We start from the raw sequence: 16,947 nt of genomic DNA, 5'->3' as shown, positions 1-16,947 counted from the left end.
CCGATGACCTCCATCACGCCACGCCAGGCCCTGCTGCTCTCGCTCGCCGCAGCGCTCGGCACCATCGCAATGAAGACGGGCGCCTGGTGGCTGACCGGCTCGATCGGCTACCTGTCCGACGCGCTCGAGTCGGTGGTCAACCTGGCCGGCGCAGGTTTTGCGCTGTGGATGGTGTCCTACGCGCAGCGCCCGGCGGACGAGGATCACCAGTACGGCCATGGCAAGGCCGAATACTTCTCCGCCGCGTTCGAGGGCGGGCTGATCTTCATCGCCGCGCTGATCATCCTGCTCACCGCCGGGGAGCGCCTGCTCCATCCGCAGCCGATCGGCGCGCTGGGGCTCGGCACCTTGCTGTCGGTCGGCGCGAGCCTGATCAACTTCCTGGTCGCGCGCGTGCTGCTGCAGGTCGGCCGCGCGCACCGCTCGCTCGCCCTCGAGGCCGACGCGCGCCACCTGATGGCCGACGTGTGGACCACCGCCGGCGTGGTATGCGGCGTCGGCCTAGCCTTCGCCACGGGGTGGACCTGGCTCGACCCGATCGTCGCCGGCGCGGTCGCGCTCAACATCCTTCGCGAGGGCTGGGAGCTGATGCGGCGCTCGGTCGACGGCCTGATGGATCGCGCGCTATCCAACGCCGAGGTGGCCGCGATCGAGCGCACCCTGGCAGAAGCCTCGCCGCCGGGCTGCTTCCACGGCAAGCTCAGGACGCGCGCGGCGGGCGCGCTGCACTTCGCCCACGTCGAGCTGTGTGTGCCCGGAGACTGGACCGTAGCCGAGGCCCACGCCGTCGCCGACGCGCTCGAACGCATCGTGCTCGAGCGCACCGGCACCCGCCTCGCGACCCACCTCGAACCGATTCCGTCGCCCGGTCCGGGAAACGCGCACCCGGACTGAGCATCGCCCGGGCTGGAAGTCGTGCCTGCCAGCGCGGATCGCCGCCAGGTGGGTGCGCAGCCGGGCGGGCGTCGGGAAGAAGTCGGCGAAGCGCGCGTGTGCGCTGCCGACGAAGCCCCAGACGAGGCGAGCGACGACCAGACCCGAGGCGGTGTAGCCGACGAGCTGGTGCAGCGTCTCGCCGTCGTCGGTGACGAAGAAGTTTACGAGAACGCAGCTCACCAGGCTCCAGTGGAAGACGCGCACGAACGGGTCCCAGACCGCAGGGCAAGATCGGAATCGGGTGTGGGCATGACAGGGGCTCCTCTAGGGGTGGAGGAAGGCGGCCCGCGATCGCGCGCCACCCTCCGATGGCGACTCACTTGCGTTCGAGTTCGGCGCCGGTCTCGGGGTTGAAGTAGATCTCCACCTTCTTTCCGTCCTTGTCGAAGCCGTAGATCTCGTAGCAGTCGTTCTTGGCGACCTTGAAGGTCTTGATCTTGTAGCCCTGGGCTTCAACCTTGGCCTTGAAGTCGGCATCCTTCATCCACTTCTCCTTGGGGGCTGTGCAGGTGGGGCCGGCGAGGGCCGAGGTCGAAACGAGCGCGGCGGCGGCGAGGGCGAGAAGGCGGTTCATGATGGTTCTCCTGTCTTTAGGTCGGATGCGTTCCGATCCGGAACACGGGCGCAATCTAAGCCGCTGCACATGAAGGGAAGCTGAACAGGCGGGTGCAGGACGAGGCGTGCCCTGGGGCGAGGTCGACCGCATTCGCGCCTGCCGGCACTCCCACAGAAACCTGCCGTGGATTCAGCGCGGGTTCAGGGTGGCGCGCGCAGAGTGGGTCCCGTCGCCAACCAACCGGAGACGATCATGACGACCCGACTCATCCGCAATGCTGTTTCCCTGGCCGCACTGCTGGCCTTGTTCTCGATCCAGGTCCGCGCTGCCGATCCCGCGGCCGCGACCCCGGCGCAGGCGGTGGCGCCTGCTGGCACGGATTCCTGTGCGCAACTGCGTGCGCAGATCGCGGCGCAGACGGAGATCCTGCCGCGCCCCAACGTCGAACTGCTCGGCAAGGTCGGCGCCAACGAGCAGTGCCATTTCACCTCGGCCGAGACCTACCGTGCAGCCTGGGGCGCGAAGCCGCTGAATCTGCCCGAGCCGCGCGGTGGGGGGCATGACGAGGACGACTGAACGCCGATAGAGGCGACACGGGTGCAGCCGGTGCCGCCTTAACACGCTATTGATTTGCTCAAACCCCAGCAAAGACGGGATTTTCCGGAGGTTTCAAGACGGCCTGTCGGCTGACAATCGCAGGTCGCACGCTTGGGGCTGCGCTTGCCCCTTCGCACACGGGGGCTGGATCAATTCGATGGGCGGCACCTCGGGCAAGCCTGCGCGCCCGATGCCCGTCACCCAGTCGCAGGCGCAGCAGCAGCCGCTGCCAGACGCACACGGGCCGGCACCGTTCCACTGACCAGAGCCGAGATCCAGGACTCCGCCTCGTCCAGGGCCACCTGCATCTGGTGCAGCACCATCCACTGCAACTCCGGCGCACGTTGCAGGCTGTCCCGGAGCCGGATCGCCATGATCCAGCGGGTGCGAACCTTGTCGAGCGCAAGCGCAACGTGCCGCGTCCGGCTCTCAGTCAGGGTCTCCAGCCCGATGATGCCGCCGTCCTGGACGATGCGCACGATGCGCTCCTTGCCCAGGAAGTCCTCGCACACCAACGTCACGGCGCCCGAAACCACGAAGTGGACGCCGAGCGCAGGCGCCCCACCCCGCAGCAGCGTAGCCCCAGGCTTGAAGACATAGGATTTGAACGGCACCGTACCCGCTGGCGAAATCGGTGCGGCAAGCACGCCGCACGATGATGCACCGCTGGCCGTGCACGACCCACGGCCGAGTTGGCAAAGCTCGTAAGAGCGATTCCCAATGGGAGGTGCCGGAACGCCCCCGCCTCGCAGAAACGAAGCAGGGACGTATCTTCGCCTGACAGTTCTCTTAGAACTTGTAATTGATGCCCGCATAGATCGAGCGGCCAGCACCCGGTACCAGCGTACCCCACAACGGAACCGCACCCACTGGGTTGGCGGTCATCGTCGTTCCCTGGCCAACATAAGCGCCGCCCAGCGGCAGGTAGTAGAACTTGTCAAACACGTTCTCCACGCCGAAGTCCACTCGGACCTGCTTCCAGGAGTAGCTCGTGCGCAGATTGACGAGGTTGTACCCGGAGGTCTCCTGCTCATTGCGGACCGCGGAGACATCGTTCTTCGACTGTGCCGCGAACCACTCGAGGGCGCTGTCCCAACCACCATGCTGATGCGTCAGCGTGAGCTTCACGTTGAGCGGCATGATGTTGTAGAGACTGTCTCCGGTGTCGCGGTTTTTGCCGTTGGTGTAGTTGAGCACACCACGCAGTCCGAACTCGCCATAGGGCGTAGTAGCCAGCGGCATGCGGCCCGACAGATCGATACCGTACAGTCGTGCCGACTGGTTTGCGAGTTGCAGGAAAACGAAGCTGTTGGTTGCGGTGAGGTTGGGGACAGAGCACGATCCACCGAGGCTGGTCGGGCAGCGCACCGCATCGATGTAATCCGTGACGCGCGAGTAGAACGGCGTTGCCTTCAGCTCCCATTTGCGATCGACCGAATGCCAGTCGAAAGTGGCCGAGATGGTGTGGGCCTTCTCGGGCTCAAGGTCCATGTCGCCGATGTAGCCGTTACCGTCACCGAACCAGTTCACCATCAGCATTTCCATGCCTCGGCTGTACCAGCTATAGCGCTCGTAGAGGCTGGGCGAGCGCACCTTGCGCGCGAACCCGACTTCCACATCGAGCGTGGGATCGACGGTGTATTTGGCCAACAGCGTCACGTCCCAGTTGTTGTCGGTACGTTCGCGATCAGCATTATTGAACGCAGGCACCAGCGTTGTAGCCGGGGCCCCATTGTTGTTGTACGCCTGGACCGGCCCTGCATTGGTCTTCACCCTCTCGTAGCGCACGCCCGCCAGCGTGGTCCACTGCGCACTCGGTTGCGCCTCCCACTCCGCGAAGACCGCATTACGGTCACGCTCGCCGTTGTTGATGTTCCAGAAGGTGTTCGGCCACATTCCACCCCCGGAAGCAGGCCACCAATCATTGAGTTGGTAGCGTTGGAGCTCGGCACCCACGCGAACGAGATCCATTGCAGTGATGTCGATGTCGCCCTTGAGTGAAAACCCGGTGTTCTTGCTCTCGGTGTGCATCGGCATCCCTGCGGCGCACGTAGCACTGAGCGGAGCGCACGGGAAACCATTGAGTGCAACCGGGCCACCAGAGCCCGTCGGAGGAGCGCCATTCCCGTACCAAAAGCGCTTGTCCGCACCAAAGTCCATGAAGTGCTCGACCTTCTCGTGGTAAGCGCGGGCCTGCAGCTTGCCCCAGTCGTACTTGCCCTCATAGCGCAGGTTCACGCGCTTCTGGTCGTTCGCGAGCATATCCATGCGCTGGTTGGGCCACAGCTCGTAGGGAATGTCCTGCAGACCGACCTTAGCTTCGAAGAGGTGATCGCCGCCCTTGAAAGCGAAGCCAAGCTCATGGTTGCGGCTCTTGTAGGCGGTGGAGCCCACTTCGTCGAGGGGCAGCGTATGGCCCTCGCGCCCGGTGACCTCCGAGGTCTTGAACGCACGCGCGGCCTCGTAATTGTCGCTCTCGGCCGTCGAACCCGAATAGCTGACGCTCAACGAGTCGCTGGCGAAGGTGGCTCCCAAGTTGCCGCCACGCGCGTTGCCATTGCTGCGGTAGAAGGCACCGACCTCGCCGGTCACGAGCGTCTTCCCCGGTTCTGCGAACACGGGAGCTTTGGATTCGGCAAGGATCGTACCAGCGATGCTGTCACCACCGACGCTAACTGGGGAGATGCCCGGATAGACCTCAAGCAAACCCACATTGGAGGGGTCAAGATAAGACAGTGCCGGGTTCATGTGGTTGGGACAGGCTGCAATCAGGTCCATGCCGTCCACCTTGATACGGATCCGGTCATCCGCAAGGCCGCGAATCACCGGCAGGCTGGAGACGCCGCCCGCTCCGTAGCTGCTGACGCCCGGCACGTCGCGAAGGAGGGTCGCCGAATCGCTCGTTGCAGGACGCAAGGACTGAAGCCCGTTACTCTGCACCGCTGTCCCACTCAACGTCGTGGTCACGGCAGGCGCAGTGACCACGACATCCTCAAGCTTTGTTTCCTGCGCCTGACCCAGCGCCGGAATCGCCATGGACACCGCGATTGCGAGCGGCAGGCGTTTGAAGGTCTTCTTCATGTCGTTTTCCTGTTGATGACTGAAACGGAGTGGCAAAGTCTGGAGGTGCCGCACGCCATAGGCGCACGGGGGAAAATGTTCGATGCGCGCGATACCCCGTCGTCCGCACGAAGCGGGCGATGCGCTTGGCGAAGCGTCAGTGTTTCATCTGCATGCGGGCATTGAGCGGGCGGGCCGGGGCCACGACGTCCATGGATGCACGGCTGCCGTCGCGGCGTTCGATGACCAGGCGCAGCGGCACCTCATCACCCACCTTCACCTGCTGCCGGAGGTCCATCAGCATGACGTGGTAGCCCCCGGGCTTGAGCTCGACGTCCTGTCCGGCGGGCAGGTCGAGACCGGAGATGGGGCTCATCTTCATGACATCGCTCTGCATGGACATCTCGTGGATCTCGACCACGCCGGCAACGGGCGATTCCGCGGCCACAAGGCGGACATCGGCATCGGATCTGAGGTGCATGAAGGCGCCGGTGGCCTTCTGTTGGGGCACCGTGGCACGGACCCAGGGTTCGGTCACGGTCAGTTGCTGCGCACTGACCGAAAGGCTGGCCGCCAGCAGCAGCGCAGTCGTCAGGGGCTTTCTCATCATTGCTCTCCGGGCGCAAAAAACTCGTCAGGCAGGACGCGTCACGGCGTACCGTCCGCAACTGCGGACGTGGCGCGACTGAGCTCGGACCAAAGTGCGCCCAAAAAGGGCGACGTGCCGTGCCTGACGTCGAAGGGGTGATGCTTCCTGGGGTAAAACGTGGGGGCGGCCCGGGCGCGATGCGCTCAGGCCGCCGCTCGATCACGCATGCGCAGGCGGCGCGCGCGGATGAGAAGGCGCCCACACGAAGAGCGGGCGCGGAGAGACGAGGAAAAGCGCGGGAAGAACTTCACCGCCACGAACGGAGAAGACCTCGGGAGAAGCCAGGGTCGGCAGCAGCGTCGTGGTGTAGGCGGCGGAGCAGTACGGACATTGATCGAGCGACAGGGCGCCGCCCTTTCCGGACTCTTTATCGTCGCGGGTCTCCACGTCGGCGTAGAACTCGGCCTCTGCCGCACTCACGGCGACCCACTCGATGCCCGCCGCCGAGCAGACCTGAACGAAATACCGGCCATTCTCGTCCGGCCCCATGGCACGACTGATCGCCGGCGCCAGCGCGCTGAGCATCATCGCGAAGATCGCGACCCAGGCGAAGAGGCGTTGGCGGGAGCGTTGCATGAGGGCTGTCGTGCGGAGATCGTGGCGGATATGTGGCGGTATTCTAATGCACGACACCCCTTCGGACTTGATCTCGATCAGTCCTTCGGCAATTTCGCGATCATCGGCGCGGCGCCGACACGATCCTGCAGCCAGCGCACGAACTCGGGCAAGGGGATCGCGCGCGAGAAGCGGAAACCCTGAAGATGGTCGCAGCCGAGTTCCGCCAGCAGGCCTTCCGCTCCACGGCACTGACCGCTCGCGACATGGAGCCTGGCCTGAAGGTGCAGCTCAGGTTCATGTCCGCGGGCGAAGGCTTCACGCAGCTCGCGCTCGAGTGTCGCAAAGGTGGGCGAAGCACTCACGCTAGCCACGCCCGACACCCGGCAGAAGACGCTGCTTTACGCCCCTGACCATGGAAACGAAGTGCGTCATGTCGGCAACCATGTGGGACACAGCCCGCGCACGGAAGCTGCCTACGCAGTGCCCGTCATGGACTGGCAGTGCGTGGCGGATACTGCTGCAGGCACTTGAGCAACGGCCCATCCTGACGGACAGCTGGATGACAGCGCGCTGCGCCTCATGGGCTCACGCAACTGGTTTGCCGAAGGCTATGCATGGGCGACGCCACCAGGCTAGCCGCCTTAGAACTAAGGGAGCGGGGAATCAAGCACCAAATGGGGCTGCGCCCCGGTCCACCCTGACCAAGCCGCACAACCGTGCCGCGAACCCAACCGTCGCGAGGTTCTGGGCCGAGAAGCGCCCCCCGTGCAGTTCCATGATCCGAGACACGATCGCGATCCCCAGACCGCTGCCTTCAGCTAGGCTGTCGCGCCCCCGGACGAAACGCTCCCCGAAACGCGCGATCAGCTCGTCCGGCACGCCAGGGCCATCATCCTGCACGCACAGGCAGACGCGCCCGCGCCCGTCGTCTTCGAGGCGAATCACGATGGTGCTGCTCGCGGGTGAGTAGCGGATCGCATTGTCCATCAGGTTGCGCAGGGCGATGCCCAACAGGTCGGCATCGCCAAACACGCGCGGCGCCACTGGCGGCAGTTCGTGCCGAACCGTCTGCGTCAGTACCGGATTAGCGGCGATGACATTGGCCAGCGTGCCTTCGACCAGCAGCAGCAGGTCGAGAGGCTGCGAATTGGGCAGCACGTTGAGGGGGTCGAGCCGCGCGAGGCGCAGGAGTTGCTCGACTAAGTGGGTCGCGCGGTCCACACCGCTCTCGATCTGCCTCAGCGCACGCGCCTTCTGTGCCGCATGGCGGCTGAGCTGTGCAACCTGGGCCTGCACCTTGATGGCGGCCAGCGGTGTCCGCAATTCGTGCGCCGCGTCGGCGGTGAAGCGGCGCTCGTAGTCCAGCGCCCGTGCAACCCGCAGGAACAGGCGATTGATGGCCGCGACCAGCGGTCCGACCTCATTGGGCACGTTCTCGCGGGACAGGGCGGCCAGGTTGTCCGCGCTGCGCGCCGCCACGTCTCGGGCCAGCCGGTTGAGCGGATCGAGCGCCTTCACGACCGACACGTAGATCAGGAGCAGCAGCACGGGCGTGATGATCGCCAGCGGCAGAACGGTCTGCCCCGCCACCTCGAGCGCGGCACGGTCCCTGAGACCGATCGACTGCGAAACCTGCACGCGGTGCCGCCCGTCACCCGACGCCACGTTAAGGACTCGCCACGAGCCGTCCTTGCGCAGGATGTCGCTGTAGCCCGGCACCCCGAGCACGGGCAGATCCGGCGCCCCGATCGAGCGCGCAAGGATGGTGCCATCCCCCAGACCGAGCTGAAACTCGAGTGGCGGCTCATAGACGTTGTCGGCCGCCCCCCTCACCGTGGCGAGGCGGCCGGCGAGTTCCCCCAGATCGTCCTCGTTGTCCTGGGTGATCGCCAGCAGCAGACGGCCCGTCTGCGCGAGGTTGCCATCCATCAGCTCCTCGGCCTCATGCTGCGCCTTCGTGTAGCTGAACCATCCCGTGAGCGACCACAGCAGCAGCACCGCGACGGACACCGCCGCCAGCAATCGCCAGCGCAGGGAAGCCAGTCCGGCCAGCAGGCGCCCTCGCCTCACCCCTCTTCCCCAAGCTGATAGCCCAGTCCCCTGACAGTGCGGATGAAATCGGCGCCGAGCTTCTTGCGCAGGTGGTGGATATACACCTCGACCGTATTGCTGCCGGTTTCGTCCCCCCAGGCGTAGAGGCTCTCCTCGAGCTGCGCCCGGCTCCGGATGTGGCCGGGGTGGCTGAGCAGGTCATGGAGCAAGGCATACTCGCGCGCCGAAAGCGTCACCTCGCAGCCATCGGCGGTCACGCGCTTGGTCGAGGGGTCGAGCACGACGCCGCGATGCTCGAGCACGGGCCGCGCCGTACCGCTGGCCCGGCGGATCAGCGCGCGGAGTCGCGCCTGCAGTTCGCCGAGGTCGAAGGGCTTGGTGAGGTAGTCGTCCGCGCCCGCATCCAGCCCGCCGATCTTGTCCTCGCGGGTATCGCGCGCGGTCAGCACCAGCACCGGTGTCCGGTCGCCCGCGCTGCGCGCTTCCTTCAGCACCGCGACGCCGTCCTTCCCCGGCAGGCCGAGATCGAGAATGCAGGCTTCGTAACTGTGGCTGTCCAAGGCATGCAGCGCCTGCTCGCCGTTGCGCACCCAGTCGACGGCATAGGCGTCGAGCACCAGCCCCGCCCGTATCCCGTCCCCCAGCAGGGCGTCGTCTTCGACCAGCAAGATCCTCACATCAATTCCCTTCCCTCGCGGCACGCGCTAGCAGGGCACGGATCTCGCCCTGGCGCCCCGAATCCGCAAGGGCACGCCCCGGGCGCGGAGGCGCGTTGAGCGCCCGCTCCAGGAACACTCGCCCCTCGGAGATCCGTCCTGTCTCGATCAGATACTCGCCATAGAAGTAGTTCGGGTCAATCCCGTCCGGGTTGATGGCCAGCGACTTCTTGAACAGCGTCTCGGCTTGCGCCTTGTCGCCGAAGCCAAGCGGCCATCCGGGCACCTTGGCGTAGAGCGTCGCAAGGCTGGTGTATGCGGACCCGTCCAGCGCACGCTCGTCGAGCTTGAGGCTCTCCTCCAGCAAGGCCTTCGCATCCTTGGCGAGCGACAGGGCCCCGAGCCCGCCGCGCGCGCCGGCCTCGCTCGACAGCACGATCCCTTCCCAGATCAGCACGGCCGCTTCGTTGGGGTGGGTCTCCGACATCTGGTGGGCCTGCTCGGCAAGGTGCCGGTACTGCTGCGCCTGCTCCTTGGCGGGTTGCTGGTACTTGATCTCCGCCCAACGCGCCTGGATGGGTGCGACCAGCGCCTCGGGCGCGCTCGCCTGCTGGGCGGCGGCGGGCAGACCGAAAGAGAGCGCCGCAGCGAGCAACACTCGGCGCAGAACAACGGTGGATGTCATCGGTGGGTTCCTTCTCATGATTGCGAAAGTTCGGCGCCGGCGATCGTCCGATCGCCGGCATGCCGCTTGATGGTGGAAAGCTTGTCGCGCAGGCCGCGATCGACCAGCGCGGGCGCACACCCGTTGAGCCAGGCGAAGAGCCGTTCGGGCTGGCCGACAACGCGCTCCGCGCACTCATCCTCGATGGCGGCGATCACCACGCTGGCGACCTCTTCAGGCCGGTCGCTGGCGTTGCCGAGTTCGGCATTGAGCTGCCTGACCGCCGGCGAGTTGAGCGCGGTGTCGATCGCCCGGGGCGACACATGCACGACACGCACCCCGGTATCGGCCAGCTCGCGCCGCAGCCCCTGGGAGAAGGCCCGCAGCCCCGCCTTGGCGGCCGAGTAGGCGGCGAAGCCCGCGAACGGAATGCTGCCGAACGCGGAGCCGATGTTCACGACCACGGCCGCGGGCTGCGCGCGCAGCGAAGGCAGCAGGGCCTGCGTCAGCCTGACCGGCACCGCGAGATTCGTCGTGAGGATGCGTTCGACCTCGCCCCAGCCCTGCTCTTCGAACAGGCCGAAGCCCCCGATGCCCGCATTGTTGATGAGCACGTTGGCACCGAAATGGTGGGCGGCAGCCGCGAGACGATCGACGCCATTGGCTGCGGCGAGGTCCGCGGCCAGCACTCTGCATGGCCCGTTCACCGTGCTGGCAAGCCGTTCGAGGCGCGCCGGGTCGCGGGCGGTAAGCAGCAGCGACGCCCCGGCGTTCGCCAGCTGGCGGGCCAGCGCCTCGCCCAGCCCTCCGGTAGCGCCGGTGAGGACGACGCGCGCATTTGTCAGCCGCATGATCCGGCCTCGCTCGGCAGTGCACGGAACACGTCGCCGTACAACCTGAAGAACACGCGCGCAGCATGGAGAACATCCGCCTGATCCTCAGGCTCCATGCGTTCGAGCAGATTCGCCAGGTGTTGCGTGTGCTCCTGATCGAGCGTGCCGTGCGAGCGCAGGTAGGAGAAAGCGGCGTCCGGCAGGCCAAGCGCCGCCTGGATGCGATCGGCGGCGGTGAGCGCAAGCGCCACGCTGGTACCTTCGAGCACGAAGACCATGCCGAAGAAGGCTGCCGGGTTCCGGCGGCTGATCAGGTCGTACGCATAGGCCACCATCACCTCCGCCGGGAGATCGGGAAGACCCGCACGAACGGCCTCCGCATCGCCGCCTGCAGCGCGGATGTCGTTGAGGATCCATTCCTCGTGGCCGATCTCTTCCTCGATGTACTCGGCCACCGCCTTGCGCATCCAGCCCTGCCGTTCGGGCAGCCGGCCGCCCAGGCTCATCAGCAGTGGCGCGGTGTGCCTGACGTGGTGATAGGCCTGGGTGAGGAAGGCGACATACGCCTCGCGGCTGACCCGGCCCGCCAGGCAGTCCACGATGATCGGCGCGGTGACGAGATGCTGGCGCGCCTCGTCGGTCTCCAGGCGAAGCTGGTCATAGAAGGACATCATTGGCTTCCTTTTCGTTGGCTTTCGTTTCGTTGGATGAAGCGACGTAAAGCGCATCGATCTGTGTTGAATGGTGTTCGAGGACGCGTGTGCGCACTGGGCGGCCATTGCCCGTCACCAGCCCGTTCTCGACCGTGAAGGGGGGCACGGCCAACCAGTGCCGGACGCGCGCGTAGTCGGGCAAGGCGGCATTGACGCGGTCGATCAGCGCCGCGAGCGCAGCGGGATCGGTGCCCGGCGACGGAACGATCAGCGCGGCGAGCTGCGGCCTACCATCGCCGACGACCACGGCCTGGGCCACGCAGGCATCGGCCAGCAGGAGGGACTCGACCCACTCGGGCGAGACGTTGCGTCCGAAGGAGGTGATCAGCAGGTTTCCGCGCCGACCGTCGAGTTGAAGATGGCCGCGGTCATCCAGATGCCCAAGGTCGCCGCTCGCAAATGCGCCGGAAGTAGCCCGCTCTCCCCCGACGTAGCCGAGGAAGGCACGCGCCTGCACCACGACCTCGCCCTCGCGCACCGACAGTCGCACGTGCGGCAGCGGCGCGCCGGCATCGTCGCCATCGTCGCCCGGCAGATTCAGGCTCACGACGGATCCGGCCTCGGTGAAGCCGTAACCCTGGTAGGCCGGGATGCCCCGCGCCCGTGCAAGTTCGAGCAGCCCGGGCGCAACGCGTGCGCCGCCCACCGCTACGAATCGCAGACGCTCGCTAGCCATCCGCCCGCGGGCGGCGAGCCAGAGACTCCAGACCTTCAGCAGTTCGGGCACCAGGATGAGGCTCGTCGCGCCGCTTGCGCGCACGACCGCATCCAGCTGCGCCGGATCGAAGCCGGCGCCGCCTTGCCAGCCAATATCTCCGAGCGATGGCAGATGGACGGGGATGCCACGCAGCAGCGCGGCATAGACGCCCGCCACGTTCTCCAGCAGCAGCCCCAGCGGCAACGCGGCGAGGTGACATTCCAGTGCCAGCGCCGACGTCGCCTCGCCAACGGCGCTGGCCGTATCGAGCAAACCCTCGCGCGACAGGCACACTCCTTTCGGGGTGCCCGTGCTGCCGGACGTATAGGAGATCTTCGCCGTGCCTTCTGGCAGGGACACCGCCGGGACGATCCGCCGCATCCAGTAAAGCCCCTGCCACCGCCCGGTGTGGCAGAAGCCGAGGTCGAGCGCGCCGATGCGTTCCGGCGTGTCCGTAAGGATCGTGTCCGCCGCGCTGAGCTCGAGCGCATGGCGCAGCTGCGCCTGCGTGAAGAACGCCGGCAGCGGCAGGTGCACCTTGCCCGCCACCTGGGTGCCGAGATCAGCCATCACCCATCCCAGCCCGTTGTCCGCCAGCACGGCAACCACATTCGACTCCGCCAGCCGCGGCTGCAAGGCGCGCAGTTCGTCCGCGATCTCGGCCGCCCGCCAGCGCCGCTGGCCGACGACGAGCAAGGGCGCGTCCTTGCCGTGGGACGCGAGCACGTCGAGCCAGGAAAACTCAGCCACGTTCGCTCCCCTTCTCGAGCGCCATGCGAATCCTTCCGGCGACGACCACGGGGCGGGTGTCGTAATACCGCCCCCAGGCCAGAGCCTCGTCCCCAAGACGCTCGGGATCGGCCTGTGCCAGCGCCAGCGGTGGCAGGCCGAGGCGGCGGAAGATGCCGATCAACTCGGTCGTCGCGGTGAACACCACCCATTCGAAGCCGAGCAGATCGAGGTGCGCCGCGAGCAGCAGGATCAGGTCCACGCTGCTGCCCGGACGCTCCGCCGCCAGGTTGCCAACCTCTACGATGCGGTTGCGCGGCACGGCCTGCCCGGCCAGTCGTCCGATCTCGCGCTCGATGGGCGCATCGAGGTAGCGCTCCAGAAACAACCCCTCCTCGGCCGCACTGCGCCAGCCCAGCGCGGCGAGCGGACGCGCGTCCTGATCCAGCAGCATTAGGTTCGGCGCGAACGCGGGCACGTCGGCCGCGTAGGCCTGCCTGAACGTGGCCCGGATGAATGCCTCGGCGGCGTGGCGACGGGGGTGTCCCGCCACCACGTGCGATACCGACGGGCCATGGGACAAACGGTTGAAGCGACGTTGAAGCGCGCCAGACATGACGGTCCTTGGAAACGAGTTGCCGCCAAGGTAAGGAGCCAGGATTAATCCACGCTTAAGTGGGTGGCCAACCTCCGATGCGCGCCGGGGTTCATCGCTCTATGATGCGGACTTGGGATCGCACCCTCACGGAGGCCACGCCATGTCAAACACCCCCGACTACACCCCACCAAAGGTCTGGACCTGGACCAAGCCGAGCGGCGGGCAGTTTGCCAGCATCAACCGCCCCATCGCCGGGCCCACCCACGACCGCGCGCTGCAGCGCGGCAAGCACCCCCTGCAGTTGTATTCGCTGGCCACGCCCAACGGCGTGAAGGTGACGGTGATGCTGGAGGAACTGCTCGCCGCTGGGCACAGCGGCGCCGAGTACGACGCCTGGCTGATCCGCATCAACGAGGGCGACCAGTTCGGCAGCGGCTTCGTCGATGTGAACCCGAACTCGAAGATCCCCGCCCTGCTCGACTGCAGCGGGCCTGGGCCGATCCGGGTGTTCGAATCAGGCGCCATCCTGCTGTACCTGGCCGAGAAGTTTGGCGCCTTCGTGCCGACCGACCCCGCCCGACGCGCAGAGTGCCTGTCGTGGCTGTTCTGGCAGGTGGGCAGCGCGCCGTACGTCGGCGGCGGCTTCGGCCACTTCTACGCCTACGCGCCAAGCAAGATCGAATACGCCATCGACCGCTTTGCGATGGAAACCAAGCGCCAGATGGACGTGCTCGACCGCCGCCTGGCGGAAAACCGCTACGTGGCCGGCGACGAATACACCATCGCCGACATGGCGATCTGGCCCTGGTACGGCGGCATGGCCAAGGGCCTTCTGTACGACGCCGGCGAATTCCTGCAGGTGCAGAACTACCGCAACGTCGTCCGCTGGGCCGACGAGATCGCCGCCCGCCCTGCGGTGCAGCGCGGGCGCATGGTCAACCGCGTGATGGGACCGCTGGACAACCAGCTGCACGAGCGCCACGACGCCAGCGACTTCGACACCCGCACCCAAGATAAGCTGCCGCCCGCGGCCTGACTAGGCCTCCCGATAATTGAGCAGAACGCCGTCGGCCTCTAGAGCGACGATTGGTTTCATGCCGCCCATCATCTCGCCCTATTGTTCAAGCAGTGGCAGCCAGAGATTGGCAGAATCGTAAGCGCCCGGCGAACCCGCCTTCCTCCAGCGGCTTGGCCCATTGAAGATCGTGTCCATCAATCTTGATGGCGGACACGATGGACTTCGTCACCCCGCGCCGGGCACGGCGCGCGCGCATCGAAGCATACGAGCAGTCGGTGGTCGCGACCTATCGTGAGCCCGGCGGGTTGCCGACGAGCTCGGGTGGTCCCTGCAGGCGCTCGCGCTTGAGCCTGCGCGTGCAGACGCCGAGGCCTACTTCGCCCTCATGGAGCATTGGGTGGACAACCTCGCGCGATGAATACATCAACGCTGCTCCAGGCGCGCGGCCTGCAAGCCGGGCTGGCCGCCGCCCTGTTCGCACCGATCGACCTGGCCCTGCATGCCGGCTCCGTCACCTTGGTAAGCGGGGAGAACGGCGTCGGAAAAAGCAGCCTGATGCGCACCTTGGCCGGGGAGCAGGCACCCTTCGCAGGCACTGTGCAGCCCGCACCTGGCCTGCGCATCTGCCATTTCAGTCAACATGCGGCCCAGTTGCCAGGAGGGCCATTCAGCGTAGATGACCTACTCCGTCTGGCGGGTACACCCGCGCTTGTTCACCCGTGGGTGCCCGGCAACCCCAGGCAGCGGTTCGATCAGCTCAGCGGCGGCCAGCGACAGCGTCTGCTGCTCGCCATGGCGCTCACGGCCCCCTGCGACCTGCTGCTGCTCGACGAACCGGCCCAGCATCTTGACGCCGCAAGCCGCCTCACCTTCCTGGCTTGGCTGGAAGGGGCCGCCGCGCGGTCCCGGGGCCCTGCGATTGTGGTGGTAACGCACGACGCCGAGACGATCCAGGCAGCAAGTCGCGTTCACCTCCAGGCTTTGCCCGATGCTTGAACAGATGATGCTCTTCGCACCCGGCTTCGTGCTCGGGCTGGTGCTTTCCGCAGTGCTCGCAGCGCTCGGCGTCCTCCTGCGTCTGCGCGACGAGGCGCTATCGGCCTTCAGCCACGCTCAGGTCGCCGTGCTCGGCGCGATGATCGCCGCCATCACAGGCTTGCCGGCACTGATCGGCGCCTGGGGGCTCGCGATGTTGGCGGCCAGCGTCAGCCTGTGGGCCCCGAAGCCAGCAACCGTGGCGGCAAGCTCACGTCACCTCCTGGTCATGCTTCTGGCTTGGAGCGCCAGCCTCCTTCTAGCCGACAACCACGCACAGGTGCGCTTGCTTTCAGCGTCTGCGGTCGAGGGCCAGCTCCTGCTCGTGCAGTGGCGGGACGTAGCCGTGTACGGCACCTCAGCCGCATCGGGGATCATGCTGCTCGGTGCCGTATCGAAGTCCCTGCTTGCGCGCCAGCTGTTGCCCTGGCTGCCGTACTGCAGGCAGCGACGCTTGGGGCCGCGGCCCATGTGCTCGCCTTTGGGCTCGCACTGGCACTCGACCAAGTCTATTCGGCAGTGATGATCATGATGCTCGCGGGGCTCGCTGCAGCCACATCCTTGCGCCGCAATGAGCATCCCCATTAACGGGCGCGCCCCGTCCAGGCTTGCTTCGCCCTCGCTTGGCCAGGGAAGCGTTCCAACCCTTGGCAAGGCAGGGATCGCTCGCTGGAGCATCAGGCCGGGACGCCGATGATTACGCTCGAGGCCTTGAAGATTGCCGAAGCGGCTTTGCCCACCACGAGCCCGAGCGCATCGCTGCTCTCATTGGTGACGATCGCAGCAACCGCGCCACCGCCGGGCAGGTCGATGACCACCTCGGTGTTCACCGCGCCCGGCTGCACCCGCGACACGGTGCCGGACAGGCAGTTGCGCGCGGAGAAGCGCGCGCCCTCGTCATCGGTCACGACAATGATCGACGACGATTTGATGAGAGCGAAGGCTTCCGCACCCTGCTGCAACGACAAGCCCTCCGCGCTGCCGTGGGTGACGATGGCGACGATACGGTGGCCTCCAGCCACTTCAAGCGCCACCTCGTCATTCACCGTACCCCGCTGCACCTCGATGACCTTGCCCAGAAACTGGTTCCGCGCGCTGGTCTTCATGCTCATTCTCCGTATCAGAAGATAGTCGTCCGCAATGCCCTCGGCCTGCTGGCTGAGCAGGTCCACGAAGCGGCGGTGCTCGCGCTCGATCAGGCGGAAGTTCTCCACCAGTTGTTCCCCGCGCCGGGTGAGCCGCGTACCACCGCCTCCCCTGCCCCCCGTGACACGCTCTACCAGTGGCTCGCCGGCGAGATTGTTCATCGTGTCGATGGCGTCCCAAGCGGCCTTGTAGCTCATCCCGATCGCCTTGGCCGCCTGTGTGATCGAGCCGCAGTCGGCGATCCTCGACAACAGTTCGATCCGGCCTGGGCCGCCCAGGTTGGCACCGCCCACTGTCATCCAGATCGATCCGTGCAGTTCGATCCCCGCTTTCTTGCCTTCCATGCACCGACTCCCTGTTCGCAACCGGGGAGAGGATAGCTGTTTGCGGCTCCGGGCACCGCACGACGGAGCGTGCCGAACCAACACCTGCCTGAGCAGAACCACGATC

At 66.4% G+C, this 16,947-nt stretch carries 19 protein-coding genes and 1 pseudogene; 5 read left to right on the top strand and 15 right to left on the bottom strand.

Annotated elements, in window-relative coordinates:
- Nucleotides 1-3: 3 nt before the first annotated feature.
- The gene (locus ACNKW1_RS00270) at nucleotides 4-894 is read left to right on the top strand and encodes a cation diffusion facilitator family transporter (RefSeq protein WP_418362615.1); all 891 of its coding nucleotides are present in this window, start codon (nucleotides 4-6) and stop codon (nucleotides 892-894) included.
- 78 nt (nucleotides 895-972) lie between these two features.
- Here the strand turns inward: ACNKW1_RS00270 and ACNKW1_RS00265 are convergent.
- Nucleotides 973-1,116: pseudogene (locus ACNKW1_RS00265) on the bottom strand (cytochrome B); the annotation flags it as partial.
- Between the two features lie 136 nt (nucleotides 1,117-1,252).
- Nucleotides 1,253-1,510: a PepSY domain-containing protein gene (locus ACNKW1_RS00260; protein ID WP_418362614.1), complete on the bottom strand. Its 258-nt coding sequence runs from the start codon at nucleotides 1,508-1,510 to the stop codon at nucleotides 1,253-1,255.
- A 234-nt stretch (nucleotides 1,511-1,744) separates the two neighbouring features.
- Here ACNKW1_RS00260 and ACNKW1_RS00255 point away from each other — a divergent pair, with 234 nt between their 5' ends.
- Entirely contained in the window at nucleotides 1,745-2,068 is a 324-nt protein-coding gene (locus tag ACNKW1_RS00255; protein WP_418362613.1) for a hypothetical protein, read from the top strand.
- 218 nt (nucleotides 2,069-2,286) lie between these two features.
- Here the strand turns inward: ACNKW1_RS00255 and ACNKW1_RS00250 are convergent, their stop codons facing one another.
- The 12 genes from ACNKW1_RS00250 to ACNKW1_RS00195 form a co-directional block, all read right to left on the bottom strand.
- The gene (locus tag ACNKW1_RS00250; protein WP_418362612.1) at nucleotides 2,287-2,703 is read right to left on the bottom strand and encodes a Crp/Fnr family transcriptional regulator; all 417 of its coding nucleotides are present in this window, start codon (nucleotides 2,701-2,703) and stop codon (nucleotides 2,287-2,289) included.
- 175 nt (nucleotides 2,704-2,878) lie between these two features.
- On the bottom strand, nucleotides 2,879-5,170 hold the full coding sequence (locus tag ACNKW1_RS00245) for a TonB-dependent receptor (RefSeq protein ID WP_418362611.1): 2,292 nt from the start codon (nucleotides 5,168-5,170) through the stop codon (nucleotides 2,879-2,881).
- 136 nt (nucleotides 5,171-5,306) lie between these two features.
- Entirely contained in the window at nucleotides 5,307-5,759 is a 453-nt protein-coding gene (locus ACNKW1_RS00240) for a copper chaperone PCu(A)C (RefSeq protein ID WP_418362610.1), read from the bottom strand.
- 198 nt (nucleotides 5,760-5,957) lie between these two features.
- Nucleotides 5,958-6,374, bottom strand: a complete 417-nt coding sequence (locus tag ACNKW1_RS00235) for a DUF2946 domain-containing protein (protein WP_418362609.1) — start codon at nucleotides 6,372-6,374, stop codon at nucleotides 5,958-5,960.
- Between the two features lie 77 nt (nucleotides 6,375-6,451).
- Complete coding sequence (locus tag ACNKW1_RS00230; RefSeq protein WP_418362608.1) at nucleotides 6,452-6,718, bottom strand: hypothetical protein; 267 nt, start codon at nucleotides 6,716-6,718, stop codon at nucleotides 6,452-6,454.
- A 301-nt stretch (nucleotides 6,719-7,019) separates the two neighbouring features.
- Complete coding sequence (locus tag ACNKW1_RS00225; protein ID WP_418362607.1) at nucleotides 7,020-8,426, bottom strand: ATP-binding protein; 1,407 nt, start codon at nucleotides 8,424-8,426, stop codon at nucleotides 7,020-7,022.
- Nucleotides 8,423-9,085 (bottom strand): response regulator, encoded by a 663-nt coding sequence (locus ACNKW1_RS00220; protein WP_418362606.1) that lies wholly within the window; start codon nucleotides 9,083-9,085, stop codon nucleotides 8,423-8,425. Before ACNKW1_RS00220 ends, ACNKW1_RS00225 begins: the two co-directional genes overlap by 4 nt.
- Nucleotide 9,086: 1 nt before the next feature.
- Entirely contained in the window at nucleotides 9,087-9,749 is a 663-nt protein-coding gene (locus ACNKW1_RS00215; RefSeq protein WP_418362605.1) for a tetratricopeptide repeat protein, read from the bottom strand.
- 14 nt (nucleotides 9,750-9,763) lie between these two features.
- Nucleotides 9,764-10,579: an SDR family oxidoreductase gene (locus ACNKW1_RS00210; RefSeq protein WP_418362604.1), complete on the bottom strand. Its 816-nt coding sequence runs from the start codon at nucleotides 10,577-10,579 to the stop codon at nucleotides 9,764-9,766.
- Nucleotides 10,570-11,235 (bottom strand): TenA family transcriptional regulator, encoded by a 666-nt coding sequence (locus ACNKW1_RS00205; RefSeq protein WP_418362603.1) that lies wholly within the window; start codon nucleotides 11,233-11,235, stop codon nucleotides 10,570-10,572. The genes ACNKW1_RS00210 and ACNKW1_RS00205 overlap by 10 nt, the downstream gene beginning before the upstream one ends.
- Nucleotides 11,219-12,721 (bottom strand): AMP-binding protein, encoded by a 1,503-nt coding sequence (locus ACNKW1_RS00200; RefSeq protein WP_418362602.1) that lies wholly within the window; start codon nucleotides 12,719-12,721, stop codon nucleotides 11,219-11,221. Before ACNKW1_RS00200 ends, ACNKW1_RS00205 begins: the two co-directional genes overlap by 17 nt.
- Complete coding sequence (locus ACNKW1_RS00195) at nucleotides 12,714-13,316, bottom strand: thermostable hemolysin (protein WP_418362601.1); 603 nt, start codon at nucleotides 13,314-13,316, stop codon at nucleotides 12,714-12,716. The genes ACNKW1_RS00200 and ACNKW1_RS00195 overlap by 8 nt, the downstream gene beginning before the upstream one ends.
- A 142-nt stretch (nucleotides 13,317-13,458) precedes the next feature.
- On the opposite strand from ACNKW1_RS00195, the gene yghU reads away from it, so the two are divergent.
- From yghU to ACNKW1_RS00180, 3 genes are all read left to right on the top strand, one after another.
- Nucleotides 13,459-14,334, top strand: coding sequence for a glutathione-dependent disulfide-bond oxidoreductase (gene yghU / locus ACNKW1_RS00190; protein ID WP_418362600.1), 876 nt, complete (start codon nucleotides 13,459-13,461; stop codon nucleotides 14,332-14,334).
- A gap of 396 nt (nucleotides 14,335-14,730) precedes the next feature.
- Nucleotides 14,731-15,312 (top strand): ABC transporter ATP-binding protein, encoded by a 582-nt coding sequence (locus ACNKW1_RS00185; protein WP_418362599.1) that lies wholly within the window; start codon nucleotides 14,731-14,733, stop codon nucleotides 15,310-15,312.
- On the top strand, nucleotides 15,305-15,874 hold the full coding sequence (locus ACNKW1_RS00180) for a hypothetical protein (protein ID WP_418362598.1): 570 nt from the start codon (nucleotides 15,305-15,307) through the stop codon (nucleotides 15,872-15,874). Before ACNKW1_RS00185 ends, ACNKW1_RS00180 begins: the two co-directional genes overlap by 8 nt.
- Nucleotides 15,875-16,028: 154 nt before the next feature.
- Here the strand turns inward: ACNKW1_RS00180 and ACNKW1_RS00175 are convergent, their stop codons facing one another.
- Nucleotides 16,029-16,841: a TOBE domain-containing protein gene (locus ACNKW1_RS00175; RefSeq protein ID WP_418362597.1), complete on the bottom strand. Its 813-nt coding sequence runs from the start codon at nucleotides 16,839-16,841 to the stop codon at nucleotides 16,029-16,031.
- Between the last annotated feature and the right edge of the window lie 106 nt (nucleotides 16,842-16,947).

Origin of the sequence: Thauera sp. WH-2, from assembly GCF_048321015.1 — a bacterium.
Classification (GTDB): Bacteria; Pseudomonadota; Gammaproteobacteria; order Burkholderiales; family Rhodocyclaceae; genus Thauera.
Note: the sequence above shows the minus strand (reverse complement) of the source record. Positions and strands in the feature narration are given on the sequence as shown.